General features: G+C 37.0%; 20 protein-coding genes. 18 read left to right on the top strand and 2 right to left on the bottom strand.

From position 1 onward, the window contains the following. The first annotated feature begins 29 nt into the window (after positions 1 to 29). The 5 genes from truA (at position 30) to HZY91_RS05895 (ending at position 5,656) form a co-directional block, all read left to right on the top strand. Positions 30 to 833 (top strand): tRNA pseudouridine(38-40) synthase TruA, encoded by an 804-nt coding sequence (truA, locus tag HZY91_RS05915; RefSeq protein WP_197115354.1) that lies wholly within the window; start codon positions 30 to 32, stop codon positions 831 to 833. Next, a complete protein-coding gene (locus tag HZY91_RS05910) occupies positions 814 to 1,314 on the top strand; it encodes a GNAT family N-acetyltransferase (protein WP_197115353.1) in 501 nt (166 codons plus the stop codon). Before truA ends, HZY91_RS05910 begins: the two co-directional genes overlap by 20 nt. A gap of 14 nt (positions 1,315 to 1,328) precedes the next feature. Continuing rightward, a complete protein-coding gene (locus tag HZY91_RS05905) occupies positions 1,329 to 2,795 on the top strand; it encodes a phosphate:AMP phosphotransferase (RefSeq protein ID WP_197115352.1) in 1,467 nt (488 codons plus the stop codon). A 514-nt stretch (positions 2,796 to 3,309) separates the two neighbouring features. After that, positions 3,310 to 4,917, top strand: a complete 1,608-nt coding sequence (locus HZY91_RS05900; RefSeq protein WP_438940306.1) for an ABC transporter permease subunit — start codon at positions 3,310 to 3,312, stop codon at positions 4,915 to 4,917. Next, positions 4,907 to 5,656: an amino acid ABC transporter ATP-binding protein gene (locus HZY91_RS05895; protein ID WP_197115351.1), complete on the top strand. Its 750-nt coding sequence runs from the start codon at positions 4,907 to 4,909 to the stop codon at positions 5,654 to 5,656. The genes HZY91_RS05900 and HZY91_RS05895 overlap by 11 nt, the downstream gene beginning before the upstream one ends. A 44-nt stretch (positions 5,657 to 5,700) precedes the next feature. On the opposite strand, the gene HZY91_RS05890 is transcribed toward HZY91_RS05895, so the two are convergent. Together HZY91_RS05890 and HZY91_RS05885 are read right to left on the bottom strand one after the other, a co-directional pair. Next, entirely contained in the window at positions 5,701 to 6,945 is a 1,245-nt protein-coding gene (locus HZY91_RS05890) for a peptidase U32 family protein (RefSeq protein ID WP_328752283.1), read from the bottom strand. A gap of 6 nt (positions 6,946 to 6,951) precedes the next feature. Continuing rightward, on the bottom strand, positions 6,952 to 7,872 hold the full coding sequence (locus HZY91_RS05885; protein ID WP_197115350.1) for a peptidase U32 family protein: 921 nt from the start codon (positions 7,870 to 7,872) through the stop codon (positions 6,952 to 6,954). A 226-nt stretch (positions 7,873 to 8,098) separates the two neighbouring features. Here HZY91_RS05885 and HZY91_RS05880 point away from each other — a divergent pair, with 226 nt between their 5' ends. The 13 genes from HZY91_RS05880 (at position 8,099) to HZY91_RS05820 (ending at position 20,498) form a co-directional block, all read left to right on the top strand. Next, positions 8,099 to 8,419, top strand: coding sequence for a hypothetical protein (locus HZY91_RS05880; RefSeq protein WP_197115349.1), 321 nt, complete (start codon positions 8,099 to 8,101; stop codon positions 8,417 to 8,419). Beyond that, positions 8,410 to 10,338 carry a V-type ATP synthase subunit I gene (locus HZY91_RS05875; protein WP_197115348.1) on the top strand — a complete coding sequence of 643 codons (1,929 nt, stop codon included), beginning with the start codon at positions 8,410 to 8,412 and terminating at the stop codon, positions 10,336 to 10,338. Before HZY91_RS05880 ends, HZY91_RS05875 begins: the two co-directional genes overlap by 10 nt. Before the next feature lie 18 nt (positions 10,339 to 10,356). Continuing rightward, positions 10,357 to 10,818, top strand: a complete 462-nt coding sequence (locus HZY91_RS05870; protein WP_197115347.1) for a V-type ATP synthase subunit K — start codon at positions 10,357 to 10,359, stop codon at positions 10,816 to 10,818. A 13-nt stretch (positions 10,819 to 10,831) separates the two neighbouring features. Next, the gene (locus tag HZY91_RS05865) at positions 10,832 to 11,413 is read left to right on the top strand and encodes a hypothetical protein (RefSeq protein WP_197115346.1); all 582 of its coding nucleotides are present in this window, start codon (positions 10,832 to 10,834) and stop codon (positions 11,411 to 11,413) included. A 12-nt stretch (positions 11,414 to 11,425) separates the two neighbouring features. After that, positions 11,426 to 12,436: a V-type ATPase subunit gene (locus HZY91_RS05860; RefSeq protein WP_197115345.1), complete on the top strand. Its 1,011-nt coding sequence runs from the start codon at positions 11,426 to 11,428 to the stop codon at positions 12,434 to 12,436. Then, complete coding sequence (locus HZY91_RS05855; protein WP_197115344.1) at positions 12,426 to 12,737, top strand: V-type ATP synthase subunit F; 312 nt, start codon at positions 12,426 to 12,428, stop codon at positions 12,735 to 12,737. Before HZY91_RS05860 ends, HZY91_RS05855 begins: the two co-directional genes overlap by 11 nt. A gap of 13 nt (positions 12,738 to 12,750) precedes the next feature. After that, a complete protein-coding gene (locus HZY91_RS05850; RefSeq protein ID WP_197115343.1) occupies positions 12,751 to 14,532 on the top strand; it encodes a V-type ATP synthase subunit A in 1,782 nt (593 codons plus the stop codon). After that, the gene (locus tag HZY91_RS05845; protein WP_197115342.1) at positions 14,525 to 15,901 is read left to right on the top strand and encodes a V-type ATP synthase subunit B; all 1,377 of its coding nucleotides are present in this window, start codon (positions 14,525 to 14,527) and stop codon (positions 15,899 to 15,901) included. Before HZY91_RS05850 ends, HZY91_RS05845 begins: the two co-directional genes overlap by 8 nt. A gap of 6 nt (positions 15,902 to 15,907) precedes the next feature. Beyond that, complete coding sequence (locus HZY91_RS05840; protein WP_197115341.1) at positions 15,908 to 16,528, top strand: V-type ATP synthase subunit D; 621 nt, start codon at positions 15,908 to 15,910, stop codon at positions 16,526 to 16,528. Positions 16,529 to 16,662: 134 nt separating this feature from the next. Further along, a complete protein-coding gene (locus HZY91_RS05835; RefSeq protein WP_197115340.1) occupies positions 16,663 to 17,589 on the top strand; it encodes an ABC transporter permease in 927 nt (308 codons plus the stop codon). A 2-nt stretch (positions 17,590 to 17,591) separates the two neighbouring features. Then, positions 17,592 to 18,512, top strand: a complete 921-nt coding sequence (locus HZY91_RS05830) for an ABC transporter permease (protein ID WP_197115339.1) — start codon at positions 17,592 to 17,594, stop codon at positions 18,510 to 18,512. A gap of 5 nt (positions 18,513 to 18,517) precedes the next feature. Next, entirely contained in the window at positions 18,518 to 19,591 is a 1,074-nt protein-coding gene (locus tag HZY91_RS05825) for an ABC transporter ATP-binding protein (protein ID WP_197115338.1), read from the top strand. Then, entirely contained in the window at positions 19,578 to 20,498 is a 921-nt protein-coding gene (locus HZY91_RS05820; protein ID WP_218957753.1) for an ABC transporter ATP-binding protein, read from the top strand. Before HZY91_RS05825 ends, HZY91_RS05820 begins: the two co-directional genes overlap by 14 nt. Positions 20,499 to 20,564 lie beyond the last annotated feature (66 nt).

Below are 20,564 nucleotides of genomic sequence, written 5' to 3'. Positions count from 1 at the left end.
TAGAAAACAAATAGAAAAGAGGTGAATCGTTGCCCCGTTACGCAATAAAGTTAGAGTATGATGGTAGTAATTATGTAGGTTATCAAGTACAGCCCAATGGTCAATCGATTCAATCAGAACTTGAGAGAGCACTTAAGTTAATGGCGAAATTACCGAAAGATGAGCATATTCCCACTTCAGGATCGGGACGGACTGATTCAGGGGTTCATGCTCTCGGTCAAGTCGTTCATTTTGATTATCCAGTGCAGATCGCACCTCATAATCTGATGATGGCTTTAAATAGTATTTTGAGAGATGATATTAGAGTCATTAAGGCGAATCAAGTCTCAGCTGATTTTCATGCTCGATATGATGCCATAGGGAAACATTATAAATATCGGGTAGACACTCAACGTTTTCCCGATCCTTTTAAACGCAATTATACTACCCACCATCCATATCCTTATTCGTTTGATAGAATTCAGGCCGCTTTAGTCTCTTTACAAGGCAAGCATGATTTTACTAGTTTTTGTTCCACTAAAACAGACAAGCAAAACAAAGTTCGAACGATCTATCGACTAGAGCTAGAAGAAGATCAAAAAGCTCAGGAAATGGTTTTTTATTTTCATGGAAATGGTTTTTTGTATAATATGATTCGAATTATAGTGGGTACAGCTTTACAAATTGGTGATGGATTGAAACCAGTAGACGAGATGGAAAGGTTGTTAGAGATAAAAGATCGTAATCAGGCTGGACCCACAGCTCCTGCGCAAGGATTATATATGGTGGCTGTGGATTATGTACAGGATCCTTTTGAGAAAGAGGGGATGGATAATGACAAAGTGGAAGGTTAGAAAAGCAAATAAGCAAGATTTGCCACATTTACAAGCAATTTATGATTTAGGACGTTCTTTTCAGTTACAGACTGGTAATTTACAACAATGGGAAGCAGGCTATCCAGGACAGGCACAAATTGAACGAGATTATCAAGCAGGTCACCTTTATGTTTTAGAGGTAGAAGAAAGCGAGACTCTTCTTGCCGTTATGGCTTTAATTCCGGGTAAAGATCCTTGTTACGATCAAATAGAAGGATCTTGGTTGAATGAAGATGAGTATGTTACCATTCATCGTATTGCCAGTAATGGGCTGGTTAGAGGAGCAGGACGGTATCTATTAAAATGGGCACAAGATCGATATCCAAATATTAAAATTGATACCCACCAAGATAATGGTCCCATGATTCATCTTTTAAATAAGCTGTCTTTTGTAGAATGTGGCATTATTTATTTAGAAAATGGCGATCCAAGGAAGGCGTTTCAATACTATAAACGATAGGGAGTGAGCGGGAAATGTTAAAAGAATTTGATTTTGATAAAGTGGATAAAAGATTTGATTCATTTAAGCGGTCGGAATTAGGAGAACAGCTAGATCAATTGCAACGAATTGTTCAAGGTCTAAAAATACCTGTCTTAATTTTAGTAGATGGGTGGGAATCGTCGGGAAAGGGAGCAATTATCAAGGATCTGACCAGAGAGCTCGATCCCCGTTATGTTAGAGTAGAAGTCTTTGAAAAAGCAAATGATATTGAAAAGGCACATCCAGCATCATGGCGTTTCTGGCAAAAGATTCCTTCTAATCAAGAGATCGTAGTTTATGACCGATCTTTCTATTACCATGTTTTTAATCATGATAAAAAGAATCAGAAAAAATTAGACCAACGGGTGCGAGAACTATCTGAGTTAGAGAAGACTTTAATTGACAATGGCACGATTGTCATAAAACTTTTCTTAAACATTACGCAAAAGAACCAAAAGAAACGAATTCAAGAATTAGAAAAATCTTCACGAGCTAAGCTTTTATTATCAGACGAAGATTATCAGCAGAACGAGGATTATGAAAAGTATCAAGATTGGTTTGATCAAGTACTAGACGCGACCGATCAAAAATATAGTCCATGGCATATTATTGGAGCGGAAGACCGAAAATTAGCTTCAAAAACAGCTCTTGGAATTGTGATTGAAGAAATAAATAATGGCATGGAAAGAATTATTCAAATGCGCCAGCAAGAAGAATCAGTCAGCCGGGATCGCGAAAAGACTTATCGTTTATTAGAAGAGGTTGATTTAACACAAACAATTAGTGATGAAGCGTATGAGGAAGAGCTTCAACCATTGCAAGAAGAAGCCGCTGAATTAGTTTACCAATGTTACAGTGAAGACATTCCGATTGTCTTAGCCTTTGAAGGAATGGATGCTGCAGGAAAGGGAGGAGCGATTAAACGATTAACTCGTTACATAGACCCTCGTTCCTATAAAATTTATGGGATCAATGCTCCTGATTCTGTAGAAGATACGTTTCATTATTTATGGCGTTTTCAAAAGGAGCTTCCAAAGGATGGAGAGATGGTTATTTTTGATCGATCATGGTATGGACGTGTTTTAGTAGAGAGAGTAGAAGGGTTTGCACCTGAACGTGATTGGGAAAGAGCCTATGATGAGATTAATCAGATGGAGAGAACACTTTACGATCATAATACAGCAATTATGAAATTTTTCTTATATATTGATAGTAATGAGCAGGAGCGTCGATTCCAAGATCGAATGGAAGAACCGGCTAAAAATTATAAAATTACAGCTGAAGATTGGCGTAACCGAGATAAGACACCGCAATATATTGAAGCGATGAACGAAATGCTGAAGCGTACAGATACTGACTATGCGCCTTGGTATATAGTCGCAAGCAATCAAAAGAAGTATGCAAGGATTCAAGTTTTAAAACACTTTATTGCTTATCTTAAGGAACACTTATCACAGTAATGTGCTGTGAGATTTTTTAATCGTTTAGAAGTTCATAGAAATAGTAATAATTGTTGGGGAATCTGTTTACATATAATAAAATTAGAACACTCCTATTGCATTTATTGATGAAGAAATGTGACAGGAGTGTTTTAGAGTTTAAGGGAAAAAGCCCTTGAGAATTTATGGATCGTAAAAATTTTTCTAGACATCTAATCATTTTTTAATTTAACTCTTGAAAATATTTGAAAGGTTCATTATACTTTATTTTCAATGATTTAGTTTAGAGACGGTATGAGATGACTGGTTGCTCAAGAGAGTTTCAGATGCTACAATCATAGACGCTGTTATTTTTATTCGATTATTAGTATTTTTAAAAAATTGTGAGTAAAATATTTTTAGTTTTGGAATAGCTTGTGCGGCAGGTTTTTTTAGGATGATTACACTATTTAGGTAACGATAGAGTGAGAATGAAGTGATACATTAAGTAGCAATAATATTTGGCTACTTCTTGTGGAGTAGGGGAGAAAATAAATTGAAAAAGATAAGTTTTAAAATAGCAATAATTATTAGCTTAATTTACATGGTATTCTTACCATCTGTATTAGCACAAGAGGAAGGACTTGAAAAACCAGGAGTGCTTCAAGTAGGATTAGAAGCCAACTATGCGCCTTTTAATTGGTCACAGACTACAGCTGCAAATGGTGCTGTGCCAATTTCAAACTCAGAAGGTGAGTATGCAAATGGTTATGATGTTCAGATTGCAAAACAGCTAGCTGAAAGCTTAGGCCTGGGTCTAGAAATTGTTAAATTGGAGTGGGATGGGTTGCCTCCGGCTCTTCAATCTGGAAAAATTGATGCCATTATTGCTGGGATGTCACCTACACCTGAACGTAAAGAGCAAATTGATTTTTCGAATTCGTATTATACGTCCGATATTGTCCTAGTGGTTGAAAAGGAAAGTCAATTTGCTAATGCTAAAGCGTTGGAAGATTTTGAAGGGGCAAAAGTCACAGGTCAATTAAATACTTTTCACTATGACTTAATTCAACAGATTCCTAGTGTTGATCAGCAAACAGCAATGGATTCTTTTCCCACTATGATATCCTCTGTTTTAAGTGGGAAATCAGATGCTTACGTTTCTGAAAGACCTGGGGCAATGGCTGCTACTGCAGCTAATTCAGCTCTCACTTATATTAACTTTGAAGAAGGACAAGGCTTTGATACAGGAGAAATTGATACTTCTATTGCAATTGGTCTGCGTAAAGAATCACCTTTGCTTGATTCAATTAATACAGCTTTATCAGAGATTTCGGAGAAGGATCGTAATGATTTAATGCAAAAAATGGTTAATCTCAATGAAAGAGGTGAATCAGCAGGCTTTTGGTCTGAGGTAGCAGGACTATGGTCGACTTATAGCGGTCAATTTCTAAAAGGAGCACTGGTCACTCTACTAATTGCGACATTTGCAACACTTGTTGGATTCTTAATTGGCTTGTTGATTGCAATTTATCGATCAATTCCAGTGGAACAGAATGCTCATCCTCTACTTTATGGCTTGCATAAGATTGGGGATTGGATAGTTCTTGCCTATATAGAGATTTTTCGTGGAACGCCGATGATGGTTCAAGCCATGTTAATATATTACGGGTCAAAGTTATTTTTTGATCTTGACATGAGTTCTATGGTAGCTGCACTTTTGATTGTTTCCATTAACACCGGAGCTTATTTAGCGGAAGTTATCCGTGGGGGGATATCAAGTGTTGATAAGGGACAAAGTGAAGCTGCTAAAGCGATTGGAATGAATCACGTGCAGACAATGACACATGTTGTTCTACCTCAGGCAATTAAAAGTATTCTACCAACACTCGGAAATGAATTCGTCATTAATATTAAAGATACATCCGTCTTAAATGTTATCGCAGTAACGGAGCTATTCTTTGTGACTCGCTCTGTTTCTGGCTCTACTTATATGACGTTTCAGACTTTCTTTATTGCAGCAGTGATATACTTTATCTTGACATTTACTGCTACCCGTCTCTTAAACTTCTTTGAAGCAAAGCTTGAAGGAACTGACAATTATCAAGTATACACCTCGTCATCATATCCAGATCCAAAGGAGTTGAAGAAAGATGGCAAATAAAGTGATAGAAGTAGTCCATTTAGAAAAATCATATGGAGATCATCAGGTATTGCGAGATATAGATTTTATAGTGGAAAGTGGAGAAGTGATATCGATTATAGGGTCTTCCGGATCAGGAAAATCGACCTTGCTAAGATGCCTTAATCTTTTAGAAGAACCGACAAAAGGAGATATTCTATTTCACGGAGCATCCATTTTAAATAGTCGTTTTTCTAGAACCTCTTATCGAGCGAAAGTTGGAATGGTTTTTCAATCGTTCAATCTTTTTAAAAATATGAATGTTTTACAAAATTGCATATTGGGTCAGAAAAAAATATTAGGTTATTCAGAAGCAAAAGCTGAAGCGATTGCGCTGGAAAATTTGGATAAAGTTGGAATGGCTCCTTATCGCGAAGCGATGCCGCACCAATTATCAGGAGGACAACAGCAAAGAGTAGCAATTGCCAGAGCATTATCGATGGGTCCTGAAGTTCTATTGTTTGATGAGCCTACTTCTGCGTTAGATCCGGAAATGGTAGGAGAAGTACTGGATACGATGAGTCAATTGGCTAAAGAGGGCTTGACCATGATTGTGGTGACTCATGAAATGTCTTTTGCTCGTGATGTTTCTACACGAGTTGTATTCATGGACAAGGGATATGTGGTCGAAACAGGTCATCCACGACAAGTCATTAATCAACCTCAAAATGAGCGTACAAAAGCGTTTCTTTCTCGTTATTTAAATGATGATCGTCAATAAAAGAAATAAAAGACTTAGACAGCTGTCTAAGTCTTTTATTTAAATTATAAAGCTTTTCTTAACATGTCGTGTGGGGCAACTTGCTGTTTGACTTTCATTGTGACAATTTGCATCGCATGTGGAGCGACCTCGATTTGTTCTCCTTTATCATCCCACATACATTCAAGGGTCTCTTCATGATTATTAAGGCCAGGACCGTAGAATTCGATTTTTTCTCCTACCTTAAAGTTGTTTCGCTGTTGAACAGTAGCGATTTGAGTTTCAGGATTGTAATCAAGAACTTCACCGATAAAGGTATAATGAGGACGACGACGACGTTTACCAAATAATTGTTCATTTTCACTGGGTTCATTATAGAAGAAACCAGTCGCTAGCTCTCTCTGGGCAACTTTCCATAGCTCATCCTCCCATTCTTTCTTAAATGAATAAGCTTCAGGATCTTCAAGATAGGAATCAATGGCCTTTCGATAGACGTTCACAACGGTTGAAACATAATGAATTGACTTCATTCGACCTTCAATTTTTAGAGAGTCTATTTGGGCATCAATGATATCAGGAATATGGTGGATCATACCTAAATCGACGGCCGACATGGAGAACGGCTCTTTGATACCTGGTTCTCCTGCTCCGACCGCTTTCTTATGGTCAAGTTCTGGTAATTCGAATAAACCGTATTGCCAACGACATGATTGACAACAACCACCACGATTCGCATCACGGTTAGCCATATGATTGGATAAGGTACAACGTCCTGAATATGAAATGCACATGGCCCCATGAATAAAAGCTTCAATTTCAACGGAAGTATTGGCGCGAATTTCTTTGATTTCCGCCATAGAGACCTCTCTGCCTAGAACACAGCGGGTAAGGCCAGCTTCTTGCCAGAAATTTAAAGTTTCATAATTGACTGCTGATTGTTGAGTAGAGAGATGCATTTCTAAGCCAGGAGCTTCCATTGCACAGATTTGCATTAGAGCAGGATCCGAGATAATCACAGCATCTATGCCAATATCTCGAATCGTTCTGAAGAAATCACTCGCCCCTAATTCGTTGTGTTGATGAGTGACCATGTTAGCTGCTAAATAAACTTTAGCTTTGTGGTGATGAGCAAATGCAACACCTTCAGCCATTTCCTCAAAACTAAAGTTTCCTGCTCGACTTCGAAGTCCATATGCGTCCCCGCCTATATAGACAGCATCTGCTCCATAATGAATAGCTGTTTTCAATTTTTCTAGTGTTCCAGCTGGTGCTAACAGTTCTGGTCTTTTTAAATGGATTTTATTCACTATTGTCACCTACTTTACTTGATCTGCTTCATAAAGAAAGAAGCCTGTATCTAATTCACGATTTTGTGGATGAGAAACCCTGATTGTTTGATTTAAATCCTGTATAATTTGAGGATTAAAAGTACCCTCTAGAATATGGTTTCGTGCCTTGACAAAGCTGTCTGCGATCTCAATAAAATTTCTTCCCTGATTGAACAATCCGTCGATATACCAGTTTTGTACGTCAATACGATTCAAGTCTTCAAGATAGGCAAGTAAATTGAGATCCTTGTTCGCAAAGATGTGAGTCCCATGACTATCTGTATAGATTGAATAATGAGTATCTTCTTTATTAGGTTCAGAAAGGAAAAGTTGGCGATCGGTTACTTCTTGGCTCTCTTTCCCAATATAATTAAAATAATTCTTTAATAACTGGCGTTTGCTTTGGTGAATGCAAGACGCTCCATATACTTGATAAACGAGAGGGAGTTGAGCCAATGGAGAAATATCTTTCAGCTCAACAAAGGGGACTTCATTGGCGATGAGGGCACGTTTGGCCCCATACTTCGCCCAAAAATTTACTTGACCGGCACTCGTGACCAAAACAGCGGCATCGTAAAGGTATGGAAGAGCATAGTTAGGGTCTTTTAAAATTTGAATAAGCCCAGTGTCTCCTACAATGATTTCTTGAATACCTATATTTTTAATCATTTTTAAAAAAGGTTTCGCTTGAGCTATTTTGTCGTTATGTAAAATAGCATTCATGGCTACTATCACATGTTTATCATTTTTTAAAGCGTAGTCATTAATTTCTTCCATTTCTTCAATGGTAAAATAACCGGGGAGTCTTAATCCAAATATTTCCTCCCCAATAATAATTTCATCAATACCAATATCAATTAAGCATTTTGCTTGTTCAATTGATTCAGCTGTTGCAATCAACTTAATCATTTGAAACCTTCTTTCTTAAGATAATTTTCACAAATATATTTCCATTATATACAAATTCATGTTAAATTTAAATATGGGTCGTATTTTCTTCAGTTTTTCTGAAAAAAAGTCATTGTAGAAATGGAATAAGTGGGAATTTCTCTCATGAAATTTTAAAAAATATTATGAAAACTGATGTAAACGATTTCCGTTTCGTGTATAATATCAAAATATAGGGGGTGAAGTGATGGCAAACTTAGTTGACCAAATTAATTCACTTGAACAATTATCAGCAAGTAAAGAGGCTGAATATCAAGAAAGACTTGTTCAAATGAATAAGAAATTTGAAGACACTAAGCAAGGGCTTCAGCAAACAGCCGATGATGAGCTTGCTCAGTTTAGAGCAAAAGTTCAAGAATCGATTCAAAGTAAATTTAGTGTCACTGAAGCTAAATTGAGACAGGAAAATCAGGCCGAAATCGAAGAAATTGAAAAAGACCTGACGGACCGACGTGAAGAACTTGCACAGAAAATTGCTAAAAAGGTGGTGGAACAAATATGGCAATAGCGAAAATGGCTAAATTATCTGCTATTGTTGAAGAGAGTAATCGCAACCTTTTAATGAAGGAACTCCAAGTTTTGCAAAGGGTCGAAGTCAAACCGATTGATCCTACAGACTTGGCTGTTGAGCTCAATGCTGAAAAGAAAACAAGTTCTCAGTTTGAGGATCAGTTGGAAGATGTACGTTCAGCAATGAGATTTTTAGATAGTTACTTACCTGCAGCTAGCTTCAAAGAAAAGTATTTGACTCCTTTATCTGATATGTCATATGCTCAGCTTGAAAATCAGTACCAAGCGGAGGAAGTAAATCAGATTACGGCAAAGGTCTGGGAACAAAAACAGACTCTTGAGAAGATCGATTCAGAATTACAATCTTTGAATAATGAAGCAGACTTTCTCAACAAGTGGCGGAATTTAAAAGCTTTACCAGAATATAATGATGAAGCTTACAAACACACTAAATTGTATCTTGGGACAATTCCGCAGACTAGCGATAATGAGTTTATCAATGCAATAAAAAATGAACCAAAGTTATTAGTCGAAGAGATTTATCAGAATAAAGATGAAATAGGCCTAGTGATGGCAGCTGATCTTGATGATGCGTACGAGGTGAATCAAGTGTTAGCGCATAATCGTTTTCAAGCCTTAGAATATAAATTCACTGATTTACCAGCTAATATGTTACAAGAACGTCATGCTAAAGCTGAAAGTTTAAGAAATAAAGCAACTCAAACTCGTAAAGAGATTTCGACAATGAAAGCAGAGTATGAAGAATTAAAAATAGCTGAGGAGATGCTCTATGCTAAAGTGGAGAGAGAAAAAGCTCAAGACTTAGCATTATCAACAGAGCGCCTTTTTGCTGTTGAGGGATGGGTAGTAGCTGATGAAGCATCGGCCGTTATTAATAAGATTGAACAAACCTTAGGCTCGAATGTCTACATCGAGGTTTCTGATGTTGAAGAATCAGAGTACGAAGAGGTTCCAGTTGAATTAAAAAATAATCGTTTTGTCGAACCATTTGAAACAGTCACTTCAATGTATGGCTTACCAAAATACAATGGTTTTGATCCATCCGCTTCATTGACACCTTATTATTGGATTTTCTTTGGAATGATGATTGCCGATTTAGGTTACGGAATGCTATTATGGGTCGGAACTTTTATTGCACTTAAAGCTTTTAATTTAGATGCTGGAATGAGGAAGAATGTTCGCTTCTTCCATTATCTGAGTTACTCGGCGATGCTATGGGGCTTAATTTATGGATCGCTCTTTGGTGAATCCTTACCATTCCGTTTACTTTCTCCAACGGAAGATGTGATTGAAGTATTAGCGCTATCTATTGCTTTAGGTTTAATTCAAATTATTCATGGATTAGTTCTAAATACAATGATTAATTGGAAGAATGACCGGTTAGAAGCCGTCAAAGGTGGGGCAGCATGGATCGTGATGTTAATTGGTTTCTTAGTGGCTGTGCTTGGTCCAATGCTGTTTAATATTCAATCGTTACAACAGGTCGGTTTATGGATGTCAGCAATAGCGGCCTTAACGATCCTAGGTATTGCAATTATTAAAAGTAAAAATAAAGCTGCTGGATTGGCAGCGGGTCTATATGACTTATATGGTGTTTCGGGCTATTTAGGAGATATTGTGTCATATAGTCGTTTAATGGCCTTGGGTATTTCAGGTGGGTCTATTGCATTAGCCTTTAATATTTTAGTAGCCTATTTACCACCTGTAGCTCGTTTCTCAATTGGTATCTTTTTAATCATAGCATTACAATTATTTAACTTTGGATTATCAATGTTGAGTGCTTACGTGCATTCTGCGCGTTTGATTTTCGTGGAGTTCTTTGGAAAGTTCTACGAGGGTGGCGGAAGAGCATTTGCGCCATTAAAACTTTTAGGTAAACATATAAATATTAAATAAACTTTAGGAGGTTTTTTTATGGAATTCATGCAAGAACACGGTGGTTATATTTTAGCAGTTTTAGGTATTGCAGTAGCAGTAGTTTTCTCAGGGTTTGGATCTTCGATAGGTGTAGGAGAAGCTGGTTCTGCAGCGGCCGCTCTAACAAAAGATCAGCCTGAAAAATTCGTTCAATCTTTAATTCTACAATTATTACCAGGTACACAAGGACTTTATGGTTTCGCGATTGGTTTCTTGATCTTCTTACAATTAGATCCAGCAATGGATTTAGCTTTAGGACTTAAATTATTAATTGCTGCTCTACCAGTTGGTTTTGTTGGTTGGATGTCTGGTAAATATCAAGGTAAAGTATCTGCAGCAGGTATGCAAATCTTGGCTAAGCGTCCAGAGAAAGTTATTAATGCAATTATTTATGCGGTAATGGTAGAGACATACGCGATCTTAGCATTTGTATTCTCATTCTTATTAGTTCAAGGTTAAGGAGGACGAGCTTGTGGGGAATATCGAAACATTACAAAAAACAATAATGGAGAAAGTTCAAGCCACAGGTGAAGCCAAAGTTCAAGAACATCAACAAGCATTGACGGAAAAGCTTGACCAATTCAAAGCTAAACTTGCTGAACAAACTCAGCAACAACAGAATCACTTTGAACGTCAAGAGACACGTCGTATGGAAATCAAACAACAATCTTTAGAGAATGAATTACGTAATAGTCGTTTGTCTCATAAACAGGCTATGTTGAAGGATATTATTCGTGCAGTTGTACCTAAATTGAATGAATTAGAACCTGAGAAGTTTGTGGAACTTATTCACACTGCAATTGGTAAGATTGATAGTCAAGCACCATTTACAATAAAATTAGGTGCCAATTCACAATCATTTGCGAATGAAGAGTTAAAACAACAACTTAGAGGACAATATCCTCAAATAAATTTTGATGACCAATTGCTAGCTGATAAATCCGGTTTTATGTTGTCACAAGATGGCATAAATTTAAATTATACATTTGAAGATGTAGTGGATGAACTTACACCTCAGCTGTTAATTGAACTAGAACAAGAATTGAAAGCTTAAGGGGGGCTAATTATGACAGAGTTAGCGTATTCGGGTCTTAATACGACATTGCGCCTCTATGAAGCCCAACTATTGACACATTCTGATTATGATACGATGTTACAGATGGACTCAGTCGATAATGTCTTAGATTATCTTTCTAAGAGTGCATATGTTGTAACAGACGATGCTAAAAGAGAACGGAATTTTGAACCGATTCTTCAACAAAGATTGGAGCTGGTTTATCGCGAACTTTTAGAGGCGTGTCCAGACCCAAGAGTGATTGAAATATTTAGTTTGAAATATACATATCATAATTTGAAATTGTTGATTAAACAAACTTACTTAAATGTAGATTGTGAACATCTACTTATTCCAATCGGTAGTTATAGTATCGATCAATTGAAACAAGTGGTTGAATCCAAAGGTGTCAATGAAGATTTACATCCAATTCTGCAACAAGCAGTTTATGATGCGATTACTTCCGTAGAAGATACAAATGATATTTTTTCAATTGAAGTGATTATGGATACCGCTTATTTGCATCATATTCGTGAGAATGCAGAAGAGATAAATCATCCTGATGTCTTACGCTTTACTAAAATGAAAATTGATTTTCAAAATCTATTAACATTTGTAAGGGCTTATAACCAAGGACAGAGTAAATCTTTCGTGTTTGCGGCTTTATCTGATCAAGGTGCTGTAAGTCGTGATGATATTATTGAAAATTGGCGTAATCAAGATTTAAATGGTTTGGTTGATTCTTACCAAACAGCGGAATATATGATTAATTTGGATCCGATTTGGGATCAATTACATAATCAGACAGTTAATCCAACTGAAAATACCGCAGTCATTCAAAAAGAGTTCAGTGAAATTTTAAGATCTTATTCATTTGAACCTTTTGGTCCGATGCCAGTCTTAACTTATCTCTATTTCTTAGAAAATGAATTAGATAATGTACGTTTAATTTTAATTGGAAAAGAAAACCAATTAGATTCAAGTCTAATTAAAGAAAGGATGCGACCAATTCATGGCATATAAAATGGCAGTAGTAGGGAACCGTGATGTCGTCCTTGCTTTTAAATTGTTGGGCTTTGAAGTTTTTCCTGTTACTAAAGGAGATGAAGCAAGACAAATTCTTCATCAATTGGCTGAGGAAAAATTTGGCGTTATTTTAATGACAGAGAATATAGCAAAAGAAATACCAGATACAATTCGTCACTTTGACACCTTACCTACACCGGCAGTTATTTTAATCCCAACTCATAAGGGATCAGAGGGTATTGGAAAAGCTAAAGTGAATGCGAATGTTGAAAAAGCAATCGGACAAAATATCTTATAAAAGGAGGAATTATATGAGTACTGGAATCATTACTGAAGTTTCAGGACCTTTAGTTAAGGCTAAAGATATGGCAGATTCTTCTATTCGTGAAATTGTTTATGTAGGGAATTTGCAATTAACTGGTGAAATCATTGAGATGCACCAAGATATCGCATCAATTCAGGTTTATGAAGAAACTTCAGGTATTAAACCCGGTGAACCAGTTACAGCAACCGGACATCCTCTTTCAGTAGAATTAGGACCTGGATTATTAACTAAAATGTTTGATGGAATCCAACGTCCACTACAAGATTTCATGGTGAAAACTGAAAGTAACTTTTTAGTAAGAGGAACAAATGTTGAAATTTTAGATCGTGATCAGAAATGGGAGTTTAAACCTTCTAAATCAGTCGGCGATCAAGTTGTTGCAGGGGATATTATTGGGGTGGTTGATGAGACAAATATTATTGAGCACCGCATTATGGTACCTGTTGGGGTTGAGGGAACCATTAAATCGATTGAATCAGGCGAATTCACTGTTACTGAAACAGTTTGTGTAGTTGAAACAAACGAAGGTGATCGTGAGTTAACCATGATGCAAAAATGGCCAGTTCGTATTGGGCGTCCATATAAAGAAAAGACAACACCCAAAGCTCCTTTAAAAACAGGTCAGCGGGTGATTGATACCTTCTTCCCTATCACTAAAGGTGGGGTAGCAGCGGTTCCAGGTCCATTTGGAGCAGGAAAAACAGTTGTACAGCATCAAATTGCTAAATATGCAGATGTAGATGTGGTAGTTTATGTGGGATGTGGTGAGCGTGGAAATGAGATGACGGATGTTATCAATGAGTTTCCAGAATTGGTCGATCCTAAAACGGGCGAATCCATTATGCAACGAACCATCTTAATCGCTAATACGTCTAACATGCCAGTGGCCGCTCGTGAGGCTTCTATTTATACTGGTATTACGATTGCAGAATATTTCCGTGATATGGGATATTCCGTTGCTATTATGGCAGACTCGACTTCTCGTTGGGCTGAAGCGCTTCGTGAGATGTCAGGTCGTATGGAAGAAATGCCAGGTGATGAAGGATATCCAGCTTACTTAGGATCACGTATTGCAGAATACTATGAGCGTGCTGGTTTGGTGAAAGTATTAGGATCGGATGAACGAGTTGGTTCGGTATCAGCTATTGGAGCGGTTTCGCCTCCAGGAGGAGATACTTCGGAGCCTGTTACTCAGAACACTTTGCGTATCGTGAAAGTATTCTGGAGCCTAGATTCTAAATTGTCACAACAACGACACTTCCCAGCGATTAACTGGCTAGATTCTTATTCTCAATATTCAGCTGATGTACAGTCTCATAATGACCAACAAGTCGAAGCAGGATGGGGAGAAAAAGTACGTCATTGCTTGGCTTTACTTCAAGAAGAGTCCAGCTTGCAAGAAATTGTTCGTTTAGTAGGTCTAGATTCTCTATCTGAGAAAGATAAATTAACCTTGGCAATTGCGGCAATGATCCGTGAAGACTTCTTACAACAGAATGCGTTTGATGAGGTTGATACAACTACTTCAGAGCAGAAACAATTGAAATTATTGAAACTTATTACTTCTTTTGAAGATGAGTCTCGTCGAGCGATGGAGTTGGGAGCATACTATCAGGAGATTATGGATGGAACTTCAGAAGTTCGTGAACAAATTGCACGAGCTAAGTTTATACCGGAAGAAAACATCACTCAACTCGATGAAATTCAGGAAAATATTGTAAATAGTCTTCAAAAAGTCTTAGAGCAAGGAGGTTCACATCATGTTTAAGGAATATACGAATATCTCAGACCTATATGGACCTCTGATGATTGTAGATGGTGTAGAAGATATTGGCTATGATGAATTAGTAGAGATTGAAATGCATGATGGCGAGAAACGGATGGGCCAAGTATTAGAAGCTCAAGAAGGTAAAGCAGTTGTTCAGATTTATGGTGGAACTTCTAATATGAAGCTGTCAAATACAAAAGCGCGTTTCAAAGGAAAACCATTAGAATTTGCTTTATCAGAGGACATTGTAGGACGCATATTTGATGGAATGGGTAATATTATGGATAATGGTCCAGAAATTATTCCTGAAAAATTTGCTGATATTAACGGCCAGGCTATTAATCCAATGGCGCGTGACTATCCAGATGAATTTATTCAGACTGGAATTTCAACGATTGACCATTTAAATACCTTGGTTCGTGGACAAAAATTACCTGTATTCTCTGGTTCAGGCTTACCACATAAAGAATTAGCTGCTCAGATTGCTCGTCAAGCTACCGTATTAAATAGTGAAGAGAACTTCGCTGTTATCTTTGCAGCAATGGGAATTACCTATGATGAGGCCGAATATTTCATGGAATCATTCCGTGAAACAGGAGCGATTGACCGTTCAGTAATGTTTGTTAACTTAGCGAATGACCCAGCGATTGAGCGATTAGCAACGCCTAAAATTGCTTTAACAGCTGCCGAATATCTCGCTTTTGAAAAGGACATGCATGTTTTAGTCATCATGACAGATATGACCAATTACTGTGAAGCGTTACGTGAAGTTTCAGCAGCTCGTCGTGAAGTGCCAGGTCGTCGTGGTTATCCAGGATACTTATATACCAACTTATCGACCCTTTATGAGCGTGCTGGACGTCTAGTTGGATGTAAAGGATCTGTTACTCAAATTCCGATTTTAACCATGCCAGAAGATGATATTACGCATCCAATTCCTGACTTAACAGGTTATATTACCGAGGGACAAATCATTCTCGATCGTTCATTGGATAATCAAGGAGTACAGCCTCCAATTAATGTGCTTCCATCACTTTCACGTTTGAAGGATAAGGGTACGGGTGAAGGTAAGACACGAGGAGATCATGCTGCGACAATGAATCAGCTTTTCTCTGCTTATGCTAAAGGAAAAGAAGCAAAAGAATTAGCGGTTGTTTTAGGTGAATCAGCCTTATCAGACGTCGATAAAAAATATGTAGAGTTTACAGATGAGTTTGAAAAACTTTATGTTAACCAAGGTTTTGAAACGAATCGTGACATTTTTGAAAGTTTAGAAATTTCATGGAAATTACTTTCAATCTTACCTAAGAGTGAATTAAAACGTATTAAAGATGATATGATTGAGCAATACTTACCGGAAGGAGAGTAATGCTATATGGCAAACGTATTAGGTGTAAAGCCAACACGGATGGAATTATCGGCACTGAAGGGCACTCATGCGCTTGCAACACGAGGACATAAATTACTGAAAGATAAGCAAGATGAATTGATGCGAAACTTTATTGATATGATTCGTCGTAATAATGAATTGCGCGATGAAGTGGAAGCTAAACTGACTCAAGCTTTAAAATCTTTTGTTATGGCCAAATCATTAATGAATGAAAATTTCATTGAAGAAATTGCGGCGGTAACACAGAGTAATGTTGAATTAGATATTCATATGAAGAATATCATGAGTGTGAATGTTCCTGATATGGATTTTAATCTTGATGCGAAGCAGGGACCTATTCAATATGGTTATCTTAATTCTAATGCTGAATTAGATGAAGCATTAGCTGGCCTTAATCAATTACTTCCTAAGTTATTAGAATTAGTAGAAATTGAAAAAGCATGTCAGCTCCTTGCAGACGAGATTGAAAAAACACGTCGCCGTGTAAATGCGCTAGAGTATCGGATGATTCCTGATACTGAAGAAACCATTGATTATATCTCTATGAAGTTAGAAGAGAATGAGCGGGCAAATATTACCCGAATGATCAAGATTAAAGACTTATAGAATTTGTATTTAAAATACCCACTGCATTTTTGCAGTGGGTATTTTATTATATTTAAATTAAAATTGATTAATCTTCAAAGGTGTATTATAATCTTTTTATCATCAAAATTTAATTTTTTAAAAAGGAGAATAATATGGTCAAATACATTTCAAAAAGGACTTTTTATAGTCTGTTATCATTATTTGTGATTGTAACCATTACCTTTTTTCTGATGCGTTTGGCTCCAGGTAGCCCTTTTGCAGCAGATAAACAAGTAACTGCCCAAATCCAAGAACAACTTAATGAGCAATATGGACTTAATGATCCTTGGTATGTTCAGTATTTTAATTATTTAAAAAATGTTGCGATGTTTGATTTTGGCGAATCGATGAAATACAAGGGACGATCTACAAATGACATGATTGCGGAAAGTTTTCCTGTATCAGCTGCTCTAGGCGCCGGATCTCTTATTTTTGCCATTGTATTTGGCGTTCTTTCAGGCATTATTTCAGCAATGAATCACAATAAGTGGCCCGATTATTTGGCTACTTTATTAGCGGTTTTGGGGATATCGATTCCTTCGTTTGTTTTAGCAGGTCTTTTACAATATATTTTAGGTTCACAGTTACAGTTACTTCCTATTTCAGGATGGCAAGGCCCTGAACATATGATATTGCCTGCATTAGCATTAGGCTTAGGTTATATGGGGAATATCGCTAAACTAACTCGTTCCAGTTTATTAGAACAAAATACATCAGAATATGTAAAGTTAGCACGAGCAAAAGGACGAAAAAAGTGGGGAATAGCTTTCCACCATTCTTTAAAGAATGCACTTTTGCCAGTAGTCACTTATCTAGGGCCGTTAACAGCTGGAATTTTGACCGGAAGTTTTGTGATTGAAAATATTTTTGCAATTCCCGGGCTAGGTAGACATTTTGTTCAGAGTATTAATAACCGGGATTATACTGTGATTATGGGGATCACTGTTTTCTTTGCGATTGTACTGCTATTAGCAGTATTAATTGTAGACATCTTATATGTCTGGTTAGATCCAAGAATTCAATTGGAAGGGGATGAATAGACATGACAGAACAAGTACTTAGTCAAGAAAGTTTTGAAATTATTGGTGGTCGTGAATCGGAAACAGATATTTTAAGTAAAAAAACGATCTCTTTTTGGGAGCAGGTTATTCAGGCTTTTCTGCGTAATAAATTGGCGATTTTGGGCATGATACTTCTATTCATTGTGGCTTTAATGGCAATCTTTGTTCCAATTTTTTCTCCTTATGATTATGCAGAACAGTCCGGTCATTATAATATGCCTCCTTCGACGAGCAATTGGTTTGGAACGGATAATTTGAGTCGAGATGTTTTTGTTAGGACATGGATTGGGGCTAGAATTTCTTTAATCATTGCTTTTTCAGCAGCTCTGATTAATGTGGTGATTGGTGTAATTTATGGAAGTATTTCGGGATTAGTGGGTGGACGTGTCGATAATTTTATGATGAGAGTGTGTGATATTTTAAATTCAGTACCAGAATTATTGGTAATTATTTTACTCTTAGTTGTTTTAGATCAAGGTCTTTTGCCGATGATCGTTGCACTATCTCTGACTGGATGGATTCGAATGGCGCGAATTGTCCGGGCGGAAGTAATGTCCTTAAAAAATCAAGAATATGTCTTGGCTTCTCGAACATTAGGAGCGGGTGCTAGTCATTTAATTTCAAAACACCTTTTACCTAATGCGATGGGATCGATTATTGTGACCATGACTTTGCAGATTCCTGCAGCTATCTTTAACGAATCGTTTCTAAGCTATATTGGATTAGGCATTACACCCCCTTTAGCCTCTTGGGGAACAATGGCTTCTGAAGGAAACGAGGCCATTATGACGGCACCTTGGCGTTTATTCTTTCCTGCTTTGTTGATATCATTAACCATTTTTGCTTTTAATGCTGTAGGAGATGGTTTGCGGGATGCATTAGATCCAAAATTAAGAGATTAGGTGATATGATGAGTGATAATTTATTAGAAGTAAGAGATTTACACATCTCTTTCAAAACATATGCTGGAAAAGTTCAAGCAGTAAGAGGCGTAAACTTTGAAGTAAAACAAGGAGAAACGTTAGCAATTGTAGGAGAGTCAGGTTCAGGAAAAAGTGTGACTTGTAATGCAGTGATGCGCTTGATACCTCAACCACCTGGTCTTTATGAACAAGGACAGATAATTTTTAATGATCAGTCTCTTTTGGATTTAAGTGAACATGAAATGGCTAATATTCGTGGAAATGAGATCGCTATGATTTTTCAAGATCCTATGACATCTCTTAATCCTACGACAACCATTGGTAGACAAATAACAGAAGTGTATAAAATTCATAAAAAAGAAGTATCAGCAAGCCAAGCCAAAGAGAAGGCGATTGATTTATTACGTTTAGTCGGCATTCCAAATCCTGAAAAGCGTTTTAATGAGTATCCTCATGAATTTTCTGGAGGGATGAGACAACGGGTAGTGATTGCTATCGCATTAGCAGCAAATCCCAAACTTTTGATTGCAGATGAGCCTACCACAGCGCTTGATGTGACGATTCAAGCACAGATATTAGAGCTGATGAAAAAAATTCAAGAAGAGACTCAATCAGCTATTATTTTTATTACTCATGATTTAGGTGTGGTAGCGAATGTAGCGGATAAAGTAGCGGTTATGTATGCGGGGCAAGTAGTGGAGTATGGAAGTGTTAATGAAATCTTTTATAATCCTAAGCATCCTTATACATGGGGGTTATTAGGCTCTATGCCTGATTTAGAAAGTGATAATGCTGAAGATCTTTACACGATACCAGGAGCTCCTCCGAATTTAATTGATCCTCCAAAAGGTGATGCTTTTGCACCGAGAAATCGATTTGCTTTAGCAATTGATTATGAAAAGGAGCCTCCAGTTTTTAAGATAAATGACCATCATTTTGTAAAATCATGGTTAGCTCATGAGATAGCGCCTGATATAGCCATGCCTCAAGTGATTCAAGATCGAATAGATCGTTATCTATCGCAGGCTCAAGAGGAGGTTCAAGATGTTGGATACTAAATTAGTAGAAGTGAAGAATTTAAAGCAATATTTTGGTAAAAGTTCTCAACCTGTTAAAGCAGTGGATGGGATCTCCTTCGATATTTTTGAAGGAGAAGTTCTTGGATTAGTAGGAGAATCTGGTTCTGGAAAATCGACAACAGGTAGAGCTATTATTGGTTTAAACCAGATCACAGATGGTGAAATCTTTTATAATGGTCAGTTAATTAGTGGTAAACAAGATCAAAAAAATAAAAAGGCACTCGCTCGTGAAATTCAGATGATTTTTCAAGATCCTTACGCTTCTTTGAATCCACGAATGACTGTTGGAGAGATAATAGGAGAGGGTTTTGATATTCATGGATTGTATCGAAAACCTTCGGAAAGAAATCAAATAATAGAAAATTTATTAGATTCTGTTGGCTTAAATCCAGAACATATGAATCGTTATGCTCATGAATTTTCAGGGGGACAAAGACAGCGAATCGGGATCGCTCGTGCCTTATCATTAGAACCAAAATTGATTATCGCTGATGAACCTATATCAGCATTGGATGTCTCAATCCAAGCTCAAGTAGTTAACTTGATGAAACGATTTCAACGTGAAAAAGGTTTAACCTATTTATTTATTGCTCATGACCTATCGATGGTCAAATATATTTCAGATCGAATTGCAGTCATGTATCGAGGAAAAATTGTTGAATTGGGAAGGTCAGATGATATTTACCGTCACCCAGTTCATCCATATACAAAATCGCTACTTTCTGCAGTTCCTAATCCTGATCCGCTTAGTGAAAGTAAAAGACAACGATTGCCGTATGAGCATCAAGAATCGTTGGAAGAAAGTGAGATCAAGGAAATTTCTGAGGGGCATTTTGTTTCTGCAGGGCCTAGTCAAATAGAAGAGTGGATTTCAGCTAAAAATTAAAATAAGATTAAATAAATGATAAAACACCTTGATTAAATTAATTTTATTAGGTATTCTTATAACAAG

It is taken from the genome of Facklamia lactis, assembly GCF_015863205.1.
GTDB classification, from domain to species: Bacteria; Bacillota; Bacilli; order Lactobacillales; family Aerococcaceae; genus Facklamia; species Facklamia lactis.
Note: the sequence above shows the minus strand (reverse complement) of the source record. Positions and strands in the feature narration are given on the sequence as shown.

What these genes read in the sequence shown, in the direction of transcription:
- HZY91_RS05905 (WP_197115352.1), top strand. Translation starts at nt 1,329, where the DNA reads ATGTTAAAAGAATTTGATTTTGATAAAGTGGATAAAAGATTTGATTCA.
- HZY91_RS05830 (WP_197115339.1), top strand. Translation starts at nt 17,592, where the DNA reads ATGACAGAACAAGTACTTAGTCAAGAAAGTTTTGAAATTATTGGTGGT.
- HZY91_RS05845 (WP_197115342.1), top strand. Translation starts at nt 14,525, where the DNA reads ATGTTTAAGGAATATACGAATATCTCAGACCTATATGGACCTCTGATG.
- HZY91_RS05885 (WP_197115350.1), bottom strand. Translation starts at nt 7,872, where the DNA reads ATGATTAAGTTGATTGCAACAGCTGAATCAATTGAACAAGCAAAATGC.
- HZY91_RS05880 (WP_197115349.1), top strand. Translation starts at nt 8,099, where the DNA reads ATGGCAAACTTAGTTGACCAAATTAATTCACTTGAACAATTATCAGCA.
- HZY91_RS05840 (WP_197115341.1), top strand. Translation starts at nt 15,908, where the DNA reads ATGGCAAACGTATTAGGTGTAAAGCCAACACGGATGGAATTATCGGCA.
- HZY91_RS05820 (WP_218957753.1), top strand. Translation starts at nt 19,578, where the DNA reads ATGTTGGATACTAAATTAGTAGAAGTGAAGAATTTAAAGCAATATTTT.
- HZY91_RS05860 (WP_197115345.1), top strand. Translation starts at nt 11,426, where the DNA reads ATGACAGAGTTAGCGTATTCGGGTCTTAATACGACATTGCGCCTCTAT.
- HZY91_RS05850 (WP_197115343.1), top strand. Translation starts at nt 12,751, where the DNA reads ATGAGTACTGGAATCATTACTGAAGTTTCAGGACCTTTAGTTAAGGCT.
- HZY91_RS05870 (WP_197115347.1), top strand. Translation starts at nt 10,357, where the DNA reads ATGGAATTCATGCAAGAACACGGTGGTTATATTTTAGCAGTTTTAGGT.
- HZY91_RS05835 (WP_197115340.1), top strand. Translation starts at nt 16,663, where the DNA reads ATGGTCAAATACATTTCAAAAAGGACTTTTTATAGTCTGTTATCATTA.
- HZY91_RS05875 (WP_197115348.1), top strand. Translation starts at nt 8,410, where the DNA reads ATGGCAATAGCGAAAATGGCTAAATTATCTGCTATTGTTGAAGAGAGT.
- HZY91_RS05910 (WP_197115353.1), top strand. Translation starts at nt 814, where the DNA reads ATGACAAAGTGGAAGGTTAGAAAAGCAAATAAGCAAGATTTGCCACAT.
- HZY91_RS05825 (WP_197115338.1), top strand. Translation starts at nt 18,518, where the DNA reads ATGATGAGTGATAATTTATTAGAAGTAAGAGATTTACACATCTCTTTC.
- HZY91_RS05895 (WP_197115351.1), top strand. Translation starts at nt 4,907, where the DNA reads ATGGCAAATAAAGTGATAGAAGTAGTCCATTTAGAAAAATCATATGGA.
- HZY91_RS05855 (WP_197115344.1), top strand. Translation starts at nt 12,426, where the DNA reads ATGGCATATAAAATGGCAGTAGTAGGGAACCGTGATGTCGTCCTTGCT.